This is a genomic window from Vibrio pomeroyi, assembly GCA_041879425.1.
In the GTDB taxonomy this organism is placed as follows: Bacteria; Pseudomonadota; Gammaproteobacteria; order Enterobacterales; family Vibrionaceae; genus Vibrio; species Vibrio pomeroyi_A.
In genome coordinates, this window is record CP090854.1 from 662,090 (window position 1) to 682,815 (window position 20,726).

The window sequence follows — 20,726 nt, forward strand, 5'->3', positions numbered from 1 at the left end:
ATTAGACAAACAATTACGAAAATATAAATAGAGGATGTTTTAAATGTTTATTTCTCAAGCTCACGCAGCAGCAGAAGGTGCACCAGCAGGTGGCGGTTTCGAAATGCTTATCATGCTAGGTATGTTCGCTGTGATCTTCTACTTCATGATCTACCGTCCACAAGCTAAGCGTGTTAAAGAGCACAAGAACCTTATGTCTTCTATGGGCAAAGGCGATGAAGTTCTTACAAGCGGCGGCCTAATCGGCAAGATCACTAAGATTGCAGAAGACAGCGACTACGTTGCTATCGAACTGAATGCAAACAACGAAGTAGTTATCAAGAAAGACTTCGTTACAGCAGTGCTACCAAAAGGTACTCTGAAATCTCTATAAACAGCTAGAGGATCCTCGCTGTGCTAAACCGTTACCCGTTATGGAAGTACCTGATGGTGGTGTTTACTATCGCCATCGCTGCGTTGTACGCACTTCCGAATATATACGGTGAAGATCCGGCAGTTCAAGTTACAGGGGCGCGTGGCGCCTCTGTAGATATGTCTACGCTGGATGCTGTCACCAATGCTCTTGAAGCTGAAAACCTTTCTACTAAATCCGTTGCTCTAGAAAACGGTTCCATTCTTGTTCGCTTTAACGATACAGACTCTCAAATTAGTGCCCGTGATGTCATCACTGAAGCATTAGATGAAGACGTAATCGTTGCTTTAAACTTAGCGGCTTCAACTCCTGATTGGCTTGAATCTATTGGTGCTGCACCAATGAAGCTTGGTCTTGACCTACGTGGTGGTGTTCACTTCTTGATGGAAGTGGATATGGACGCTGCGATGCAAAAGCTGGTTGGCCAACAAGAAGAAGCGTTCCGTAGCGAACTTCGTGAAGAAAAAATCCGTTACCGTGCAATTCGCCCATCTGGTAAAGATGCGGTTGAAGTGATTCTACGTAACGCAGAGCAGCTTGCTGAAGCGAAATCGCTACTGCAATCTAAGCACCAAGACATGACGTTTGTAGATTCTGAATCTAACGGTCGTTTTTCTTTGGTTGCTAGCTTCACTGAGACTCGTCTTCAAGAAATCCGCAACTATGCGGTAGAGCAAAACATTACCATTCTACGTAACCGTGTGAACGAACTTGGTGTTGCTGAGCCTTTGGTTCAACGTCAAGGCGCTAGCCGTATCGTAGTGGAATTGCCTGGTGTTCAAGACACGGCTCGTGCTAAAGAAATTCTTGGTGCGACGGCGACACTTGAGTTCCGTGAAGTTGATAGTAGTGCTGATTTAGCCGCTGCCGCTTCTGGTCGCGCCCCTGCGGGTAGTGAAATCAAGCAAGATCGTGATGGTCGCCCTGTGGTACTTAAGAAGCGCGTTATCCTAGGCGGTTCAAGTATTACTGATGCAAGTTCAAGTGTTGATGAATATGGTCGTCCTCAAGTTAACATCTCGCTAGACAGCGAAGGTGGTAGCAAGATGTCTGCGTTCTCTCGTCAGAATATCGGTAAGCTAATGGCAACGGTATTTGCAGAGTACAAAGACAGCGGTCGTAAAACACCTGAAGGCCGAGTGATCTTAAGTAAGCACGAAGAAGTGATTAACCAAGCGACTATTCAGTCTGCACTTGGTCGTAACTTCCGTATTACTGGTATCGATTCAACGGCTGAAGCTCATAACTTGGCACTTCTACTGCGTGCTGGTGCTCTAATTGCACCTATCTCGATTGTAGAAGAACGTACGATTGGTCCATCTATGGGTCAGCAAAACATCGATATGGGTATCATGGCGATGGTTTGGGGTATGGCTGCAGTAATGCTATTTACGCTGCTTTACTACCGTAGCTTTGGCCTGATTGCGAACGTTGCACTAATGGCTAACTTGGTGTTGATTATCGGTGTTATGTCGATGATTCCTGGGGCTACCATGACCCTGCCAGGTATTGCCGGTATCGTATTAACAGTCGGTATGGCGGTTGATGCGAACGTACTGATCTTTGAGCGTATACGTGAAGAGCTTCGAGATGGACGCAGTCCGCAACAAGCGATTCACCAAGGTTACGCGAACGCATTCAGCACAATCGCCGATGCCAACATCACCACACTACTAACAGCAATCATTCTATTTGCTGTGGGTACTGGTGCGATTAAAGGCTTCGCGGTAACGCTGTCTATCGGTATCTTGACTTCAATGTTTACAGCTATTGTCGGAACACGTTGTATCGTGAACCTGATGTATGGCGGCAAACGCGTTAAAAAACTGTCGATCTAAGGCTAGGAATTAATATGTTTCAGATTCTAAAAGCAGACAAAATGATCGACTTTATGCGTTGGTCAAAGGTTGCCTTTGTTTTTTCTATCTTGATGATTGGTACTGCTATCTTCACTCTAACAACGAAATCGTTGAACTGGGGTCTAGATTTTACTGGCGGTACTCTGATTGAAGTTGGCTTTGAACAACCAGCACACCTTCCTGATATCCGTAGTGCACTAGAAGCCGAAGGCTTTGGTGATGCGACGGTACAGAACTTCGGTTCAGCTCGTGATGTTATGGTTCGTCTACGTCCACGTGATGGCGTAGCGGGCGAAACTCTTGGTAACCAGATCCTTTCTGCTATTGAGAGCGGTACTGGTGAGCAAGTTGAAATGCGTCGTATCGAGTTCGTTGGCCCTAACGTGGGTGACGAATTAACAGAAGCGGGTGGCCTTGCTATCTTAGTTTCTCTTATCTGTATCTTGATCTACGTATCAGTGCGATTTGAATGGCGTTTGGCGGCGGGTGCGGTATTAGCACTTGCGCACGATGTTATCATCACACTAGGTGTGTTCTCTCTAATGCAAATTGAGGTAGACCTGACCATCGTAGCAGCCTTGCTAACGGTAGTCGGTTACTCCCTCAACGATACCATCGTTGTATTCGACCGTATTCGTGAAAACTTCCGTAAGATGCGTAAAGGTGAAGCACCTGAAGTTCTGAACAGCTCAATCACACAAACATTGAGCCGTACATTGATCACTTCCGGTACTACGTTGTTCGTAGTTATCGCACTGTTCGTTCAGGGCGGCGCTATGATTCACGGTTTCGCAACCGCACTTCTATTGGGTATTACGGTTGGTACTTACTCTTCTATCTACGTTGCGTCTGCACTAGCAATGAAGTTGGGTATTACGCGTGAGCACCTAATGCCACCACAAGTGGAAAAAGAAGGTGAAGAGTTTGACGAAATGCCTTAGGCCTTGGCTTAATAGGTTTCGCTAAACCAAAAAAAACCGCTAGGCAACTAGCGGTTTTTTTACGTCTGTATTCTATAGGGACGCTCAATACAATTTAACGTTGAAGTGAGTTGTGCTTAATGTAGCTAAGAGCCATCTTGCCCGCATCCCGCATCCCGCATCCCGCATCCCGCATCCCGTATCTTGGAATCGCAGATACAAAAAAGCCCCGCAATTGCGAGGCTTTGAAATTCTTATGCTTCCTTAAATAAGAAAGCTTTAACGTAAGGCCCGAATTACTTCAGCATGCCTTCGTTAGCGTTCTCACGAACGTGCTTAAGAATAGACTTAACACCACGTGCGCTTGAAGCAACAACATTACCAGAAGTCATGTAATCAGTACCGCCAGCAAAGTCAGTCATGATAGCACCAGCTTCACGAGCGATTAGGTCGCCAGCTGCTAGATCCCATGGCTTAAGGCCTAGTTCTAGGTAACCATCAACACGGCCAGCTGCTAGGTAACATAGGTCAAGAGCAGGAGAGCCAGTACGACGGAAGTCAGCACAGTCGATGAATAGACCAGAGATGATCTTCATGAAAGATTCAGAGTGTTGTTTTTGCTTGAATGGGAAACCAGTCGCTAGAACAGTACCTTGAAGGTCTTTAAGTTGAGTAACACGCATACGAGCGTTGTTAAGTTGAGCGCCAGCGCCACGTTGAGCTGTGAATAGCTCGTTTAGCATTGGGTCATAAACACAAGCAACTTCTGTACGACCGTTCATGCGAACCGCGATAGATACAGAGAAGTGAGGGAAACCTTTTACAAAGTTGTTGGTGCCATCTAGTGGGTCAACGATCCATTGTACGTCAGAGTCTTTACCTTCAGTCAGGCCTTTCTCTTCAGAAATAATGCTGTGCTCTGGGTAAGATGCTTTGATTGTCTCAATGATCATGTACTCAGCTTCTTGAGCAATGTTAGTAACGTAATCGTTGTTACCTTTTAGAGACGTTTCGATCTTATCAGTTGTTTCTAGAGATTTAGCAATATGGTTGCCAGCTTTACGCGCAGCGCGTATCGCAATGTTTAGCATTGGATGCATATGGTTTTTCCCACAAGATGTTAAAGAACAATTTAAAGCGGCGGCGAGTATACCAAAGTTTTACCAAAAGGGAAGTGGTTATTTTTTGAACTCTTGGTTTCACATTCCGCGAAGGGTCTGACCATTTTACTTTGCTATGTGTTAATATCTCGCGATTATTTTTAAAGTGGTGTCATATAGCATGTTAGACAATGTAAAAGTCGTTCTGGTTGGTACGTCTCATTCGGGAAATATCGGATCAGCAGCTCGCGCAATGAAAGTGATGGGTTTGAGTCAATTAGTTCTTGTAGACCCTCAATGTGAAGTTGACGAGCAGACCTTAGCACTGGCTGCTGGTGCAGGTGACATCGCAGAAAACGCGACGATTGTTTCTACTCTTGAAGAAGCAGTAAGAGACTGTGGTTTGGTTGTGGGTTCAAGTGCTCGTTCTCGTACGCTTGAATGGCCAATGCTTGAGCCTCGCGAGTGTGGTGAAAAGTTTGCAGTTGAAGGTCAGAAGCACCCGGTAGCATTAGTATTTGGCCGTGAGCGTACTGGCTTAACTAATGATGAGCTGCAGAAGTGTCATTACCATGTATGTATTCCAGCTAACCCAGAATACAGCTCGCTAAACCTAGCAATGGCAGTACAGACACTCAGCTACGAAGTACGTGTTGCACACCTTGATATGGTGGCTAGCCAATATCAGCCACAGCAACAAGATGAGTACCCACGTCACGACGAACTAGAAATGTTCTATGAACACCTTGAAAAAGTGATCATCGATACCCAATTTATCTCTAAGGATAAGCCGGGTCAGGTGATGAACAAGCTACGTCGTCTATTTAGTCGTGCTCGTCCAGAACTGCAAGAAATCAACACGCTTCGCGGTATTTTGACTTCGATTGAGAAGAGCAAATACGACAAATAAAGCCCATACAATAGTTAAGGGTGAATACCTGACTAAAATAGTCAACTAAATACTTGACCAATTTAGTCGGGTATGGGAAGATTCCAACCACATAAACAATGTGGATACGGTGTGATATGAAACTTACATCTAAAGGAAGATATGCGGTAACAGCTATGCTAGATGTAGCACTGCATTCGCAAAAAAGCCCAGTTCCTCTGGCTGATATTTCAGAGCGACAAGGCATCTCGTTATCTTACTTAGAGCAACTTTTTTCTAAGTTACGTAAAGCTGGCTTAGTTGCTAGCGTTCGCGGCCCTGGTGGTGGTTACCGTTTAGGTGCTGAAGCGAGCGACATCGCTGTCGGAACTGTGATTGCAGCAGTAGACGAATCAGTCGATGCGACTAAGTGTCACGGTCGAGCAGATTGCCAAGGTGGTAGTCGTTGTTTAACTCACACTCTATGGCGTGATTTAAGCTCCCGAATCAGCAGCTTCTTAAACGACATTACGCTCGGTGAGCTAATGAAAGATAACGAAGTTTTAGAAATTTCTGATCGTCAAGATATCGATCTTGCGGTTAATAATGGTTTTGCACATAAAAATACGAGCACTACAACGATTAGTGCAGCACCTCACGGTGTTAATGCCCGCTCTTAGCGGTCAGTTTTTACATTGGAGTAGAAAATGAAACTGCCTATTTACTTTGACTATTCAGCTACATGCCCAGTCGATCCACGAGTTGCTGAGAAAATGGTTCAGTGCATGACGATGGACGGTAACTTCGGTAACCCTGCATCTCGTTCACACCGTTACGGCTGGCAGGCAGAAGAAGCGGTAGATAATGCTCGTGAGCAAATTGCTGACCTACTAAATGCAGACCCACGTGAAATTGTTTTCACTTCTGGTGCTACAGAGTCAGATAACCTTGCTATTAAAGGTGCAGCGCACTTTTACGAGAAGAAAGGTAAGCACGTAATCACGTGCAAAACAGAACATAAAGCGGTTCTTGATCCATGTCGCCAACTAGAGCGCGAAGGTTTTGAGGTAACTTACCTTGAGCCAGAAGCAAACGGCATCATCGATCTAGACAAGCTACAAGCTGCAATGCGTGAAGACACTGTTCTAGTTTCTATCATGCACGTTAACAACGAGATTGGTGTAATCCAAGATATCTCTGCAATCGGCGAACTATGTCGTTCTCGCAAGATCATCTTCCACGTTGATGCGGCTCAGTCTGCGGGTAAAATCCCACTAGACGTACAAGAGATGAAAGTTGACCTAATCTCACTTTCAGCTCACAAAATGTACGGCCCTAAAGGTATCGGTGCACTTTACGTTCGTCGTAAGCCACGTATCCGTCTTGAAGCACAAATGCACGGCGGCGGTCATGAGCGTGGTTTCCGTTCAGGTACGCTTGCTACTCACCAAATCGTGGGTATGGGCGAAGCTTGTGCTGTTGCTAAGCAAGACATGCAGAAAGATTACGATCACGCACTAGCACTTCGTGAGCGCCTGTTGAAAGGTGTTCAAGATCTAGAAGCGGTAACGGTAAACGGTGACCTAGACCAACGTGTACCACACAACCTAAACGTGAGCTTTGCTTTCGTAGAAGGTGAGTCTCTGCTTATGTCTCTAAAAGACCTAGCGGTATCATCAGGTTCTGCATGTACATCAGCAAGCCTAGAGCCTTCATACGTTCTTCGTGCTCTTGGTCTGAACGATGAACTGGCACACAGCTCAGTACGTTTCTCATTCGGCCGTTTCACAACGGAAGAAGAAATCGACTACGCGATTGCACAAATCCGTGTAGCGGTAAACAAATTACGCGACATGTCTCCTCTATGGGATATGTATAAAGAAGGGATTGATTTGAACACTGTTGAGTGGGCTCATCACTAATCTCACGGAAATAGAGGATTCGAGGTAACTATCATGGCATATAGCGAAAAAGTAATTGATCACTACGAAAACCCACGTAACGTAGGTTCGTTTGATAAAGAAGACCCAAGTGTAGGTAGCGGCATGGTTGGCGCGCCGGCTTGTGGTGACGTAATGAAACTGCAAATCAAAGTATCTGCAGAAGGTATTATTGAAGACGCAAAATTCAAGACTTACGGTTGCGGTAGCGCAATCGCTTCTAGCTCACTAGTAACTGAGTGGGTTAAAGGTAAAAGCATTGATGAAGCAGCGGCTATCAAAAACTCTGAAATTGCAGAAGAACTAGAGTTGCCACCAGTGAAAGTTCACTGTTCAATTCTTGCTGAAGATGCAATCAAAGCAGCAGTTGCGGATTACAAAAAGAAGCACTAATCGCTTCTACAAGGTAATCACTTCAAAAAAGTAATATTTGGGAGCATCCTTTGTGCTCCCCCTGAGTTCTCAATTTATATAAAACACAAGGTTGTAGTATGGCCATCACCATGACAGATACGGCAGCAAGCCGAGTTCAAGCTTTCCTAGATAACCGAGGTAAAGGTATCGGGTTACGCTTAGCGGTAAAAACTACTGGCTGTTCGGGTATGGCGTATGTACTAGAATTCGTTGACGAGCTTAACGAAGAAGACGAAGTGTTCGAGCATTCAGGTGTTAAGGTCATCATTGATCCAAAGAGCCTAGTTTACTTAGACGGTACTGAGCTTGATTACGTAAAAGAAGGCCTAAACGAAGGTTTTGAATTCAACAACCCGAACGCGAAAGGCGAATGTGGTTGTGGTGAGAGCTTCAATGTATAAACGCCTCAATCGTTGAGCGTTTATAGTGAGCGAAGAATAAAATTAGGCTCTGTTTTAAGAGCCTAAACTTAGGACCACCGTTACATGAATCATTTCGAATTATTTGGGCTACCACTTCAGTTTCAACTGGATGGTAGCCTTCTTTCTTCTCAGTTTAGAGATCTGCAACGCCAATTCCACCCTGATAAATTTGCCACAGCTTCTGAGCGTGATCGCCTATTAGCCGTGCAAAAAGCTGCGCAAATTAACGATGCGTACCAGGTGTTGAAGAATCCAATCAGCCGAGCTGAATACCTGTTAGTGCAACATGGTGAGGATATTCGCGGCGAGCAGCAGACCATGCAAGATCCAATGTTCCTAATGGAGCAAATGGAATTGCGTGAAGAGCTTGAAGACATCGCCGACAGTTCTGATCCTGAAGATGCATTGTTTGCATTTGAAGGAAAGGTTAGCAAAATGTATAAACAACAATTAAGCGCTATCCAACAAGAACTCGACAGCGAAGCTTGGTTAGAAGCTGCAGACCGAGTAAGAAAGCTTAAGTTTATTGCAAAATTAAAGAATGAAATCGAATTAGTTGAAGATCGTCTGATCGGCTAGTTCGTATAACAAGGACACATCCATGGCACTACTTCAGATTGCAGAACCAGGGCAGAGCGCCGCTCCTCACCAGCATAAGCTTGCAGTGGGTATTGATTTAGGTACAACAAACTCATTGGTTGCGGCAGTGCGCAGTGGTGAGGCGAGCACGCTCGTTGATCAACAAGGTCGCAGTATTCTGCCTTCCGTTGTTCACTATACGTCAGAGTCGTACACGACTGGTGATGAAGCTCGTGCAAATGCACAGACTGATCCTAAAAATACCATTATCTCGGTGAAGCGATTAATCGGTCGTTCATTGTCAGATATCCAACAGCGATACCCGTCTCTGCCATATCAGTTTGAAGAAAGTGATAATGGTCTGCCTGTGATTCGCACAGAACAAGGCAACAAGAACCCAATTCAAGTATCTGCAGATATTCTGCGAGCGTTAGGTCAACGTGCTGAGTCTACATTAGGCGGCGAGCTATCTGGTGCTGTGATCACCGTTCCTGCGTACTTTGATGATGCACAGCGTGCTGGTACGAAAGACGCGGCGCAACTTGCTGGTCTTCACGTGTTACGCCTTCTTAATGAACCCACTGCGGCAGCGATTGCTTACGGTTTGGATTCAGGTAAAGAGGGGGTTATCGCTGTTTACGATTTAGGTGGCGGTACGTTTGATATCTCTATCTTGCGCCTATCTAAAGGTGTTTTTGAAGTTCTAGCAACGGGCGGTGACTCTGCACTAGGCGGCGACGACTTTGACCATCTAGTCGCTGATCACTTCCAAGAGCAAATGGGCTTATCAGAGCTTACGGCAGAACAGAACCGTATTCTTCTTGATGCAGCAACAGAAGCAAAGATTGGCTTGTCTGAAGCGGATAGTGTTGATGTTGACGTGCTGGGTTGGTCTGGTTCATTAACTCGTGAAGAGTTTGAAGAGATCATCAAGCCACTTGTGAAGAAAACATTGCTTTCATGCCGTCGTGCTTTGAAAGATGCAGAAGTTGACGCTGACGAAGTTCTAGAAGTCGTGATGGTGGGTGGTTCTACTCGTACATTACTTGTTCGTGAAATGGTTGGTGACTTCTTTGGTCGCACGCCATTAACCAGTATTAACCCTGATGAAGTGGTTGCGATTGGCGCTTCAATTCAAGCGGACATTTTAGTTGGCAACAAGCCAGACTCGGAAATGCTACTACTGGACGTTATTCCTTTATCGCTAGGTATCGAAACTATGGGTGGCTTGGTCGAAAAGATCATCCCTCGTAATACCACGATTCCTGTCGCTCGCGCACAAGAATTTACCACGTTCAAAGACGGTCAAACTGCAATGACAGTGCATACCGTTCAAGGCGAACGTGAAATGGTTGACGACTGTCGTTCACTGGCTCGTTTTGCTCTAAAAGGCATTCCTCCAATGGCTGCAGGTGCGGCGCATATTCGAGTGACTTACCAAGTTGATGCTGATGGCCTGCTATCGGTTACAGCTATGGAGAAGAGTACGGGTGTTCAAGCTGAGATTCAAGTTAAGCCTTCTTACGGTCTAAGTGATGATGAAGTTGCGAACATGCTGAAAGACTCAATGACGTTCGCAAAAGAAGACATGCAAGCGCGTGCTCTTGCTGAACAACGCGTAGAAGCGGATCGTGTTATCGAAGGCCTTATTGCTGCGATGCAAGCTGACGGCGACGAACTGCTTAACGAACAAGAAAAGCAGCAGCTGCTACAAGCGATTGAAACACTCATCGAAGTGCGCAATGGCGACAGCGCTGATGCCATTGAAGTAGAAATTAAGAATACCGACAAAGCGAGCCAAGACTTTGCTTCTCGTCGTATGGATAAATCAATTCGTGCTGCACTGTCAGGTCAGTCAGTCGATAATATTTAATAGTTAGAGAATAGATAAACATGCCAAAGATTATTGTTTTACCTCACGAAGATCTATGTCCAGAAGGCGCTGTTTTAGAAGCAAAAACTGGTGAGACGGTTCTTGATGTTGCATTGAAGGCCGGTATTGGTATTGAACACGCATGTGAAAAATCGTGTGCATGTACAACATGTCACGTTGTGATTCGTGAAGGCTTCGATTCTTTAGAAGAGAGTGATGACCTAGAAGACGACATGCTAGATAAGGCATGGGGCTTAGAGATGGAATCTCGCCTTGGCTGCCAAGCAAAAGTGGCTAACGAAGATCTTGTAGTAGAGATTCCAAAGTACACATTGAACCTAGCGTCTGAAGATCACTAAGAACTTCTCTACAGTCGTGGTGGTTTCGCCATGACTGATATAACGGTTTAACAAAACTGGCCTAGAATATAGATCATAAAGGTGACCAAGCGTCGCTAATAAATATAAGGAAGTGTTATGAGCTTGAAGTGGATTGATTCGCGAGACATCGCAATTGAGCTATGTGATTTGTACCCTGATACTGATCCTAAAACGGTACGTTTTACCGATCTGCATCAATGGGTGCTAGACCTTGAAGAGTTTGATGACGAGCCTAACCACTCGAATGAAAAAATCTTAGAGGCTATTATTTTGTGCTGGATGGATGAGATGGATTAATCCTCTCATCTAATGATTTGGTCGCGGGTTGGAACCACTCCAATATAAAACGCAGCCAAGTTAACAATTCTTACCAAAAAAAGCGGACCTTATGGTCCGTTTTTTTATCAAAATGACATTTTCCTCCTACATAATGCTAACATCAGTGCGCTAATAAAAAATAATCAGAATCACACACTCAAAGTGGTTCGTGACAAGGAGAAATCATGTCTACACAGATGTCAGTATTTTTAAGTCAAGAAGCTGCCCAGCCTCAGTGGGGAGCAAGAGCTATTTTATCGTTCTCAGAAGCGGGAGCGACAATTCACATTGGTGAAGGCCACGATTTAGGCGCGGTTCAACGTGCTGGTCGTACGCTTGACGGACAAGGTATCGCATTCGTTTCACTTCGTGGTGAAGGTTGGGATCTAGAAAGCGTTTGGGCTTTTTACCAAGGCTACCGTGGACCAAAGAAAAAGAATGCATTGGAATGGGATGCACTTTCAGAAGCCGACCAAGCTGAGCTAGAAGCTCGCATCCGTGCTACTGATTGGACGCGTGACATTATCAACAAAACAGCTGAAGAAGTGGCACCTCGTCAATTAGCGACGATGGCGGCTGAATACATTAAATCAGTGGCGCCAGCGGGCACAGTAAAAGCGAAAATCGTTAAAGACAAAGATCTCCTAACGGAAGGTTGGGAAGGCATCTACGCGGTAGGCCGTGGCTCTGAGCGTACATCAGCAATGCTACAACTGGACTTTAACCCAACAGGTGACGAAAACGCGCCAGTGTTTGCTTGTCTAGTCGGTAAAGGTATTACTTTCGATTCAGGCGGTTACAGCATCAAGCCTGGTCAATTCATGACAGCAATGAAAGCTGACATGGGCGGCGCAGCAACCATCACTGGTGGCTTAGGTCTGGCGATTGAACGCGGTCTGAACAAGCGCATCAAGCTTATCCTATGTTGTGCAGAGAACATGATCTCTGGTCGAGCATTGAAGCTTGGCGACATCATTACTTACAAAAATGGTAAGACAGTTGAAATCATGAACACCGATGCGGAAGGCCGCTTGGTGCTTGCTGATGGCCTGATGTACGCAAGCGCACAAAACCCTGAGCTTATCATCGACTGTGCAACGCTAACGGGCGCGGCTAAAAATGCACTGGGTAACGACTACCACGCACTACTAAGTTTCGACGATGAGTTGTCTCACCAAGCGCTCACGGCGGCAAACCAAGAGAAAGAAGGCCTATGGCCACTACCTCTTGCTGATTTCCACCGTGGTATGTTGCCTTCAAACTTTGCTGATCTTTCAAACATCAGCACGGGCGATTACACGCCGGGTGCAAGTACTGCGGCTGCGTTCCTTTCTTACTTTGTAGATGACTACAAAAAAGGTTGGATTCACATGGATTGCGCGGGTACTTACCGTAAATCTGCAAGTGACAAATGGGCTGCAGGTGCAACGGGTATGGGTGTTCGCACACTGGCTCGTCTTCTTGTTGACCAAGCAAAATAATAATAAGAGTGAGCGGTATTTCGGTGCCGCTCATTCCTAAAGCTCAGATCGAAAGATCTCAGTAATTTCAGTATTTAATAACAAAAAAATGAAGTGAAGGAATCCCTATGGCTCTAGAAAGAACGTTCTCAATTGTTAAGCCAGATGCAGTTAAGCGTAACCTTGTTGGTGAAATCTACCACCGTATCGAAAAAGCAGGCCTAGAAATTATTGCTGCTAAAATGGTTCGTCTAACTGAAGAGCAAGCGAGTGGCTTCTACGCAGAACATGAAGGTAAAGAATTCTTTGGTCCGCTAAAAGAGTTCATGACTTCTGGTCCTATCATGGTTCAAGTACTTGAAGGCGAAAACGCAATCGCTCGTTACCGCGAACTTATGGGTAAAACAAACCCAGAAGAAGCGGCGTGCGGCACTATCCGTGCTGACTACGCAATCAGCATGCGTTACAACTCAGTACACGGCAGCGACAGCCCAGAGTCTGCAGATCGCGAAATCGAATTCTTCTTCCCAGAATCTGAAATTTGCCCGCGCCCAGCTCAATAAGCGACACAGCAAATGATTCTAAAGGCTTCACTTCGGTGAGGCCTTTTTTGTACGTGGATTTTGCGTTCTCGATAATCAATTTAGTCGTCATTCCCGATAGTGACGAAGGAGCGTAAGCGGGAATCTCTGTTGACTGTTGGAGATTCCAGATACCTCGTCCCTCGGTTCTGGAATGACGGGCTTTGAGGAGTTCATGACCTGATGGCTATGAATGGAAAGTTACTGGGTAAATTTTTACGTCATTCTCGATAGCGACGAAGGATCGTAGTCGGGAATCTGAGTTTGTTATTGGAGATTCCAGATACTTCGTTCCTCAGTTCTGGAATGACGGGATTTGAGGAGCTAGAGACCTGGTGACGATGAATTGCGGGGGCTACAATCTCGTAGTAAATCTTACCGAGCTGTTGGAGATTATTTACGTCATTCCCGAAAGCGACGGAGGAGCGTAATCGGGAATCTTTTCCTTAAATTGGGTAATCTCAAGCCGACAAATACAATTGTGCAATTTTTAATCGCTTAAGTTTGAATGTCTTAATAAACACAGGGTTTTACAGTGCTTGTTGAAGTTGCGTAAAGCCTGTACAATTCGCGCCCTTAATTATTGTTCCGTCATTGAGAGGCATCATGACCACAGCTAAAGTCAATCTACTCGATTTTGATCGTAAAGGTCTTCGTAAATTTTTCACAGAAGAACTGAATGAGAAAGCGTTTCGAGCAGAGCAAGTGATGAAGTGGATTTATCACTTCGGTGTCGATGACTTCGAACAGATGAACAACATCAACAAAAAACTGCGTGAAAAACTTCAACGTCGTTGTGAGATTGTTGCACCTGTTGTTTCTGAAGCTCAACACTCTTCAGATGGCACAATTAAATGGGCGATGAGCGTTGGAGACCAAGACGTTGAAACGGTATACATCCCAGATGGTGACCGTGCGACGCTGTGTGTATCTTCACAGGTTGGTTGTGCACTTGAATGTAAGTTCTGCTCAACAGCTCAACAAGGCTTCAACCGTAACCTAAAAGTTTCAGAGATTGTTGGCCAAATCTGGCGTGCATCTCGCGAAATCGGCCTAGAGAAAGAAACAGGTCGTCGTCCAATTACTAACGTCGTAATGATGGGTATGGGTGAACCTCTATTGAACATGAAGAACCTAATGCCATCATTAGAAATCATGCTTGATGACCTAGGCTTCGCGCTGTCTAAGCGTCGTGTAACTGTATCAACTTCTGGTGTTGTTTCTGGCCTTGACCAAATGACTGACAACATCGATGTGGCACTGGCTATTTCTCTACACGCGCCAAACGATGAACTTCGTAGCCAAATCATGCCGATCAACGATCGTTGGGATATTCAAGACTTCCTAGCGTCTGTTCGTCGTTACATTGCATCTTCAAATGCTAACCGCGGTAAAGTGACGGTTGAGTACGTTCTATTGGATCATGTGAATGACGATATGGACCACGCTCGTGAACTTGCTGAGCTGATGAAAGATACGCCATGTAAGATCAACCTGATTCCATTTAACCCTTACCCGGGTTCGCCATACAAGAAGCCAAGCAACTCTCGTATTGACCGCTTCCAAAAAACGCTGATGGAATACAACTACACAGTAACCGTTCGTAAGACTCGTGGTGATGATATTGATGCCGCATGTGGTCAGTTAGTCGGTGATGTGATTGATAGAACCAAACGCACCAAAATGATCAAAGCAGCCTCAGAAGCGAACTTGATTGCCGGTGGTGTGATTGAAGTAAAAGCGGTATAAAACGCTAATTGAACCTAAACAAGCCAGAAGTCTTACTTCTGGCTTGTTGCTTTTCTGGGGTATGGTTTTTCTATTTTTGGACTTCTTGCCCACGCTTTCTTACATTTTTCGTCAAATTTTGGACAAAACCATGAGCTGACGGTAAATTTTGTTTAAAGTGTTTTTGCCTTGTAATGGCATTAGCTTATGATTAACTAATCTTAAATTAATTTAAGTGCTCGCTTGCTACTGATCATCAATATGTCTATTTAGGTTGGCTACTTGATAAACTAGCTTCCTGAGAAGGTCATCCATAACAATATGCGTGACGTTCGTCTTTAAGGGTTGATGATTTAGGTAACAGGAAAAATTCCACATAAAGTGGGTTGTTAGATTGAGCTTAAACGACAATAAAAACCGCTCTCGTCAACCTGCGATAATACTTTAGAAGTTCACTCTCTATGAACACAGAACACGAAACACAAACGCAAGAAACGATTGCTCCTGCTTTAGAAGCGGGAACGCTGCTTAAGAACAAGCGCGAATCTCTTGGTTTAACGCAAAAGCAGATTTCAGATCGCCTGAAACTTCGTATTACGTTGATCCAGCAAATTGAAGAAAACAAATTCGAATCAGACCAAGTCGCAACGTTCATGCGTGGTTACATTCGTTCATACGCGAAATACGTCAATCTTGATGAAAAAGTGGTACTGAACGCGCTTCACCATGCTGGTGATGCTCAACATCAAGAACAAGAAATGCTGAGCTTCTCTCGTAAAACAAAAACCGAGAAGCACAACAGCCGCATTATGATCCTTACTTGGAGCATTTTTGCTGTGATTGCTGGTATCTCTTCACTTTGGTGGTGGCAGAACCAACAACAAGACACCCTTTCTCAATCTCTAGTGAATACTGAAAGCTCAGAAGAACTCGCAGTAGAAGAGTCACTTGATCCTGAATTCGCTTCTTTAGAAGTGATTGAAGCGGAACAAAACGACGCTACTGCTTCGGTTATTGAAGACACTGAAGGCCTTACTGCAATCAGTGACGCAGCAGATACTTTAAAGCAAGCTGATGAGACTGACGCACAATCAGCGACAGAAACCGCAGCTGTAGTTGCTGCTGAACCAGAAGTGGTTGAAGCAAGCGCTGTTCCTGAAGCTGTTGCGAACGAGTTAGTGATGCAGTTCTCTGCTGATTGCTGGATCCAAGTAAAAGATGCAACGGGTAAAACCCTATCGACTGGCATAAAAAAAGCAGGCCAGTCATTAAATCTATCAGGAACTGCGCCATATAAAGTGATTCTAGGTGCGCCAGAGGGCGTATCAATGACATTTGCAAGTGAACCTGTCGACCTTTCTGGGTATACTTCAGGCAAAGTAGCCAGAATAACCTTACCTTAGAGTTAATATGCAACACGAATCTCCTATTATTCGTCGCAAATCAACCCGTATTTATGTGGGTGATGTGCCGATCGGTGATGGTGCACCAATTGCTGTGCAATCCATGACCAACACAAGAACAACTGATGTAGCCGCGACCGTTGCTCAAATCCGAGCTTTGGAAAAAGTTGGCGCTGATATCGTTCGCGTATCTGTACCGACTATGGATGCCGCTGAAGCCTTTAAGCTAATTAAGCAGCAGGTCTCTGTTCCTTTGGTTGCTGACATTCACTTCGACTACCGTATTGCACTTAAAGTGGCGGAGTACGGCGTTGACTGTCTGCGTATCAACCCAGGTAACATCGGTAACGAAAGCCGTATCCGCTCAGTTGTTGATTGTGCACGCGATATGAATATTCCGATTCGTATTGGTGTTAACGGCGGTTCTCTTGAAAAAGAGATCCAAGAGAAATACACAGAACCTACAGCAGAAGCACTTGTTGAATCTGCAATGCGTCATGTAGACATCCTAGACCGTTTGAACTTTGATCAATTTAAAGTCAGCGTTAAGGCTTCTGATGTATTCCTAGCTGTCGGTTCTTACCGTTTGCTGGCTAAGCAGATTGATCAACCGCTTCACCTTGGTATTACCGAGGCTGGTGGTGCACGTGCTGGTGCAGTTAAGTCTTCTGTTGGTTTAGGTATGCTTCTTTCTGAAGGTATCGGCGATACGCTACGTATCTCGCTAGCTGCAGATCCTGTTGAAGAGATCAAAGTTGGCTTTGATATTCTTAAATCTTTGCGCATTCGCTCGCGTGGCATCAACTTCATTGCGTGCCCGAGCTGTTCTCGTCAAGAGTTCGATGTTATTAACACCGTTAATGCCCTTGAAGAGCGCCTAGAAGACGTGATTACACCAATGGATGTATCAATCATCGGTTGTGTGGTTAACGGCCCTGGTGAAGCTGAAGTGTCTCACTTAGGTCTAGCGGGTAGTGCACGTAAGAGTGCCTTCTACGAAGACGGTAAGCGTCAGAAAGAGCGTTTTGACAACGATGACCTTGTCGACAAGCTTGAAGCGAAGATCCGAGCAAAAGCGTCAGTGCTTGATAAAGCAAATCGCATTGATGTAGAAAACTTAGAAGATTAATACAACGCGATGGGGTGTGATTGTCTATTCGCACTAACACCTGGTCGTGAGAAATTACGGAATAAATACTGTGGCTAAAAATATCCAAGCAATTCGAGGCATGAACGACTGCCTTCCAACTCAATCACCACTGTGGCAAAAAGTAGAAAGCGCAGTTAAAAACGTGGTGAGCGCCTACGGTTACAACGAAGTACGTATGCCTATCGTTGAAGAAACGAACCTATTTAGCCGTGCGGTTGGTGAAGAGACTGACGTTGTTTCTAAAGAAATGTACACCTTTGATGACCGTAATGGCGATAGCCTAACGCTACGTCCAGAAGGCACAGCAGGTTGTGTACGTTCATGTATTCAAAACAGCCTTATCAACCGTGATGAACAGCGCCTATGGTACATGGGTCCAATGTTCCGTCACGAGCGTCCTCAAAAAGGTCGTTACCGTCAATTCCACCAATGTGGTGTGGAAGTGTTTGGTCTAGACGGTCCAGACGTAGACGCAGAACTTATCATGATGACAGCACGTCTATGGCGTGAGCTAGGTATCGATAAGCACGTTCGCCTAGAGCTGAACTCAATCGGTTCTCAAGAAGATCGCGTAAGCTACCGCACTGCGTTAGTGGCATTCCTTGAGCAACACATCGATGTGCTAGATGAAGACTGCAAACGTCGCATGCACACAAACCCGCTTCGTGTACTAGATACTAAGAACCCAGACGTTCAAGCTATCTTAGGTGACGCACCTCGACTATCTGAATATTTAGGTGAAGAGTCGAAGCAACATTTTGCTGGTTTGTGTGAACTTCTTGACGCTGTTGGTATCGAATACCAAGTTAATGAGCGTCTAGTACGCGGCCTAGATTACTACAACCGCACTGTATTTGAGTGGATCACTGACAGCCTTGGTGCACAAGGTACAGTATGTGGCGGTGGCCGTTACGATGGTCTTGTTGAGCAACTAGGCGGCAAAGCGACCAATGCGGTTGGTTTCGCAATGGGTCTAGAGCGTCTGGTTCTGATGATGGAAACGCTAGAGCTAACAGAAGTTCGCCGTAGCGTTGATGTTTACGTAGTTGCTGCTGGCGAAGGTACTATGATCGCGGGCATGCAGTTAGCGAATCAATTACGCGACACCGTTGAAGGCGTGCGTGTAATGAACCACTTCGGTGGTGGTAACTTCAAGAAGCAATTCAAACGTGCTGACAAAGTAGGTGCTGTTGTAGCGCTTGTACTTGGTGAGAACGAAGTTGCTGACAATACAGTAGTGCTAAAAGATTTGGTTGGCGGCGAGCAAGAAACCGTGTCTCAAACGGAAGTTGCAGAGAAAGTTGCTGCGCTAATCTAATTAGCCCTTGAGCAAACGCTCATAATGAATACTAACGTCAGCACTATGCTGGCGTTTAAAGAATTTAAAGAGGACAGGAAGTGGAACTTTACGATAGCGAAGAGCAACAGGTTGAAGCCATTAAAGATTGGTGGAAAGAGAACGGTAAAGCCGTAATCTTTGGTGCGGTTATTGGTTTAGGTGGTCTATTTGGCTGGCGCTATTACCAAGATTCAGTAGTTGAAGCGCGTGAAGCAGCTTCAGAAAGCTACACATCTGTAATTTCAGCTCTTGATGTTAAGGGCGTTGATGCTCAATCTGATATTCAAGCTTTCATCGACGCAAACAAAGACGCTGAGTACTCAGTACTTGCTGCTATGCAACTAGCAAAAGTACAGGTACAAGCAGGCGATCTAGCGGCGGCACTTGAACAGTTAGAGTGGGCAAAATCGGCAACTAAGGACGCGGCACTTGCGCCACTACTTACTTACCGTGTTGCACGTATCAAAGCTGAGCAAGGTGAATTTGACGCAGCATTGACTGATCTTGCGGCAATGACAGACGAATCTTGGAAAGGCCGTGTTGCTGAACTGCGCGGTGATATTTCACTTCGTAAAGGCGACACTGACGCAGCATACAGTGCTTACACAGAAGCACAGCAAGCTGTTGATGCTAGCCAAACGCTTCAAATCAAACTTGACGACCTAGCTAAATAAGGCGCTTTGAATGAAGAAGATGTTTCCAAAAGCGGCGTTATGTGCGATTGCTCTTGGCCTACTAGCTGGCTGTGCAGGTGAAGAAGACACCGTAATCATGGCTCCAGTACCAACAGTAAACAGCGAGTTCACTCCTAAACAGGAATGGTCTACGTCGGTTGGTGATGGTGTTGGTCACTACTTTTCAAAACTAACGCCTGAATTGGCTTACGACAAAGTGTTTGTTGCAAGCCGTGAAGGTCTCGTTAAGGCACTTGATCCTGAAACAGGTAAAGAGCTGTGGAAAGTAGATCTTGAGAAAGAAGTACTGGCTCGTTTGTCTGGCGGCTTAACAGCAGCTTACGGCAAGGTGTTTGTTGGTTCTGAAAATGGCGAAGTGATCGCGATGGACGAATCGACAGGTGAAGAATTGTGGCGTGTATCAGTGAACGGTGAGGTGCTTGCATCCCCTGCGACTGAAAGCAACATGGTACTGATTCACACCAGTCGCGGCATGATGATCGCACTAGACCAAGAAAGCGGCGAACAGAAGTGGACAATCAGCACTGAAGTTCCGAGTCTAACACTGCGTGGCGACAGCACACCTGTTGCGGTTTCTGGTGGTGTATTCTGGGGCACAGCAAATGGTCGTTTAGCAGCCGCTATCGTGGACCGTGGTCAGCTTATTTGGCAACAGCCAGTAGGTACGCCAAAAGGTGCTACGGAAATTGATCGCTTGGTGGATGTTGATGCATCACCAGTTGTTCTTGGCGGCACACTGTATACCGTAGGTATCAATGGTCAGCTTATCGCTATCGATCTTCGTTCTGGTAAGCCAGTTTGGAAGCGTAACTACTCGTCTGCGATTGATTTAGCAAGTGACGGTAGTCGTTTGTTCGTTGTTACCGACAAAGACCATGTGGTTGCGGTTGATGCGCGTAGCGGTACTGAACTTTGGAGCACTCCATTGCTAGAAAACCGCTTACTGACAGCACCTGCTATTATTAATGGTTATGTAGTCGTGGGTGACACTGAAGGTTATCTGCACTGGTTAGATCGTTCATCGGGTGAGTTTGTTGCTCAACAGCTCGTCGATGATAGCGGCTTTGCGGTTGCACCAATTGAATTACCTGAAGGCTACTTAGTGACGACTCGCAATGGCGATGTAAAGAAACTGACGATTAGCCAATAAAAGCGTGATATAATTCACAGTCGGCTCCTGGTTGGTAACAGCCAGGAGCCGTTTTGTTGTTAAAAATTAATAAACCGTGTGGTTATAGGTAAGAGTTTAAACTTGCGAACAAGTGCTTACCTATAACTACATTTA

At 45.4% G+C, this 20,726-nt stretch carries 21 protein-coding genes; 20 read left to right on the forward strand and 1 reads right to left on the reverse strand.

Features of this window, described 5'->3' with window-relative positions:
• Positions 1-43: 43 nt before the first annotated feature.
• From yajC to secF, 3 genes are read left to right on the forward strand one after another with little or no spacing between them, the layout of a single operon-like run.
• The gene (yajC, locus tag L0992_02980; GenBank protein XGB67680.1) at positions 44-373 is read left to right on the forward strand and encodes a preprotein translocase subunit YajC; all 330 of its coding nucleotides are present in this window, start codon (positions 44-46) and stop codon (positions 371-373) included.
• A 53-nt stretch (positions 374-426) separates the two neighbouring features.
• Positions 427-2,250 carry a protein translocase subunit SecD gene (gene secD / locus L0992_02985; protein ID XGB68679.1) on the forward strand — a complete coding sequence of 608 codons (1,824 nt, stop codon included), beginning with the start codon at positions 427-429 and terminating at the stop codon, positions 2,248-2,250.
• 14 nt (positions 2,251-2,264) lie between these two features.
• Entirely contained in the window at positions 2,265-3,212 is a 948-nt protein-coding gene (gene secF / locus L0992_02990) for a protein translocase subunit SecF (GenBank protein XGB67681.1), read from the forward strand.
• A gap of 275 nt (positions 3,213-3,487) precedes the next feature.
• Here secF and suhB read toward each other — a convergent pair whose 3' ends face one another.
• The gene (suhB, locus tag L0992_02995; GenBank protein XGB67682.1) at positions 3,488-4,291 is read right to left on the reverse strand and encodes an inositol-1-monophosphatase; all 804 of its coding nucleotides are present in this window, start codon (positions 4,289-4,291) and stop codon (positions 3,488-3,490) included.
• 181 nt (positions 4,292-4,472) lie between these two features.
• Here suhB and trmJ point away from each other — a divergent pair, with 181 nt between their 5' ends.
• From trmJ to bamB, 17 genes are all read left to right on the forward strand, one after another.
• Positions 4,473-5,201: a tRNA (cytosine(32)/uridine(32)-2'-O)-methyltransferase TrmJ gene (trmJ, locus tag L0992_03000; protein XGB67683.1), complete on the forward strand. Its 729-nt coding sequence runs from the start codon at positions 4,473-4,475 to the stop codon at positions 5,199-5,201.
• Positions 5,202-5,317: 116 nt separating this feature from the next.
• Complete coding sequence (gene iscR, locus L0992_03005) at positions 5,318-5,839, forward strand: Fe-S cluster assembly transcriptional regulator IscR (protein XGB67684.1); 522 nt, start codon at positions 5,318-5,320, stop codon at positions 5,837-5,839.
• A 27-nt stretch (positions 5,840-5,866) separates the two neighbouring features.
• Positions 5,867-7,081, forward strand: coding sequence for an IscS subfamily cysteine desulfurase (locus tag L0992_03010; protein XGB67685.1), 1,215 nt, complete (start codon positions 5,867-5,869; stop codon positions 7,079-7,081).
• 33 nt (positions 7,082-7,114) lie between these two features.
• Complete coding sequence (iscU, locus tag L0992_03015; GenBank protein ID XGB67686.1) at positions 7,115-7,492, forward strand: Fe-S cluster assembly scaffold IscU; 378 nt, start codon at positions 7,115-7,117, stop codon at positions 7,490-7,492.
• A 98-nt stretch (positions 7,493-7,590) separates the two neighbouring features.
• Positions 7,591-7,914, forward strand: a complete 324-nt coding sequence (gene iscA / locus L0992_03020; protein XGB67687.1) for an iron-sulfur cluster assembly protein IscA — start codon at positions 7,591-7,593, stop codon at positions 7,912-7,914.
• An 84-nt stretch (positions 7,915-7,998) separates the two neighbouring features.
• Positions 7,999-8,514 (forward strand): co-chaperone HscB, encoded by a 516-nt coding sequence (gene hscB, locus L0992_03025; GenBank protein ID XGB67688.1) that lies wholly within the window; start codon positions 7,999-8,001, stop codon positions 8,512-8,514.
• Positions 8,515-8,536: 22 nt separating this feature from the next.
• On the forward strand, positions 8,537-10,387 hold the full coding sequence (hscA, locus tag L0992_03030; protein XGB67689.1) for a Fe-S protein assembly chaperone HscA: 1,851 nt from the start codon (positions 8,537-8,539) through the stop codon (positions 10,385-10,387).
• Positions 10,388-10,407: 20 nt separating this feature from the next.
• Positions 10,408-10,746 carry an ISC system 2Fe-2S type ferredoxin gene (gene fdx, locus L0992_03035; GenBank protein ID XGB67690.1) on the forward strand — a complete coding sequence of 113 codons (339 nt, stop codon included), beginning with the start codon at positions 10,408-10,410 and terminating at the stop codon, positions 10,744-10,746.
• A 117-nt stretch (positions 10,747-10,863) separates the two neighbouring features.
• Positions 10,864-11,064, forward strand: a complete 201-nt coding sequence (gene iscX / locus L0992_03040; protein ID XGB67691.1) for a Fe-S cluster assembly protein IscX — start codon at positions 10,864-10,866, stop codon at positions 11,062-11,064.
• A 206-nt stretch (positions 11,065-11,270) separates the two neighbouring features.
• Positions 11,271-12,566 (forward strand): aminopeptidase PepB, encoded by a 1,296-nt coding sequence (pepB, locus tag L0992_03045; GenBank protein XGB67692.1) that lies wholly within the window; start codon positions 11,271-11,273, stop codon positions 12,564-12,566.
• A gap of 107 nt (positions 12,567-12,673) precedes the next feature.
• Entirely contained in the window at positions 12,674-13,108 is a 435-nt protein-coding gene (gene ndk / locus L0992_03050) for a nucleoside-diphosphate kinase (GenBank protein ID XGB67693.1), read from the forward strand.
• A gap of 624 nt (positions 13,109-13,732) precedes the next feature.
• On the forward strand, positions 13,733-14,875 hold the full coding sequence (locus L0992_03055) for a bifunctional tRNA (adenosine(37)-C2)-methyltransferase TrmG/ribosomal RNA large subunit methyltransferase RlmN (GenBank protein XGB67694.1): 1,143 nt from the start codon (positions 13,733-13,735) through the stop codon (positions 14,873-14,875).
• A 440-nt stretch (positions 14,876-15,315) separates the two neighbouring features.
• Complete coding sequence (gene rodZ, locus L0992_03060) at positions 15,316-16,257, forward strand: cytoskeleton protein RodZ (GenBank protein XGB67695.1); 942 nt, start codon at positions 15,316-15,318, stop codon at positions 16,255-16,257.
• Positions 16,258-16,264: 7 nt separating this feature from the next.
• Complete coding sequence (gene ispG, locus L0992_03065; protein ID XGB67696.1) at positions 16,265-17,386, forward strand: flavodoxin-dependent (E)-4-hydroxy-3-methylbut-2-enyl-diphosphate synthase; 1,122 nt, start codon at positions 16,265-16,267, stop codon at positions 17,384-17,386.
• Positions 17,387-17,456: 70 nt separating this feature from the next.
• The gene (gene hisS, locus L0992_03070) at positions 17,457-18,725 is read left to right on the forward strand and encodes a histidine--tRNA ligase (GenBank protein XGB67697.1); all 1,269 of its coding nucleotides are present in this window, start codon (positions 17,457-17,459) and stop codon (positions 18,723-18,725) included.
• 80 nt (positions 18,726-18,805) lie between these two features.
• Positions 18,806-19,420 (forward strand): YfgM family protein, encoded by a 615-nt coding sequence (locus L0992_03075; GenBank protein XGB67698.1) that lies wholly within the window; start codon positions 18,806-18,808, stop codon positions 19,418-19,420.
• A 10-nt stretch (positions 19,421-19,430) separates the two neighbouring features.
• Positions 19,431-20,591 (forward strand): outer membrane protein assembly factor BamB, encoded by a 1,161-nt coding sequence (gene bamB, locus L0992_03080; GenBank protein XGB67699.1) that lies wholly within the window; start codon positions 19,431-19,433, stop codon positions 20,589-20,591.
• Positions 20,592-20,726 lie beyond the last annotated feature (135 nt).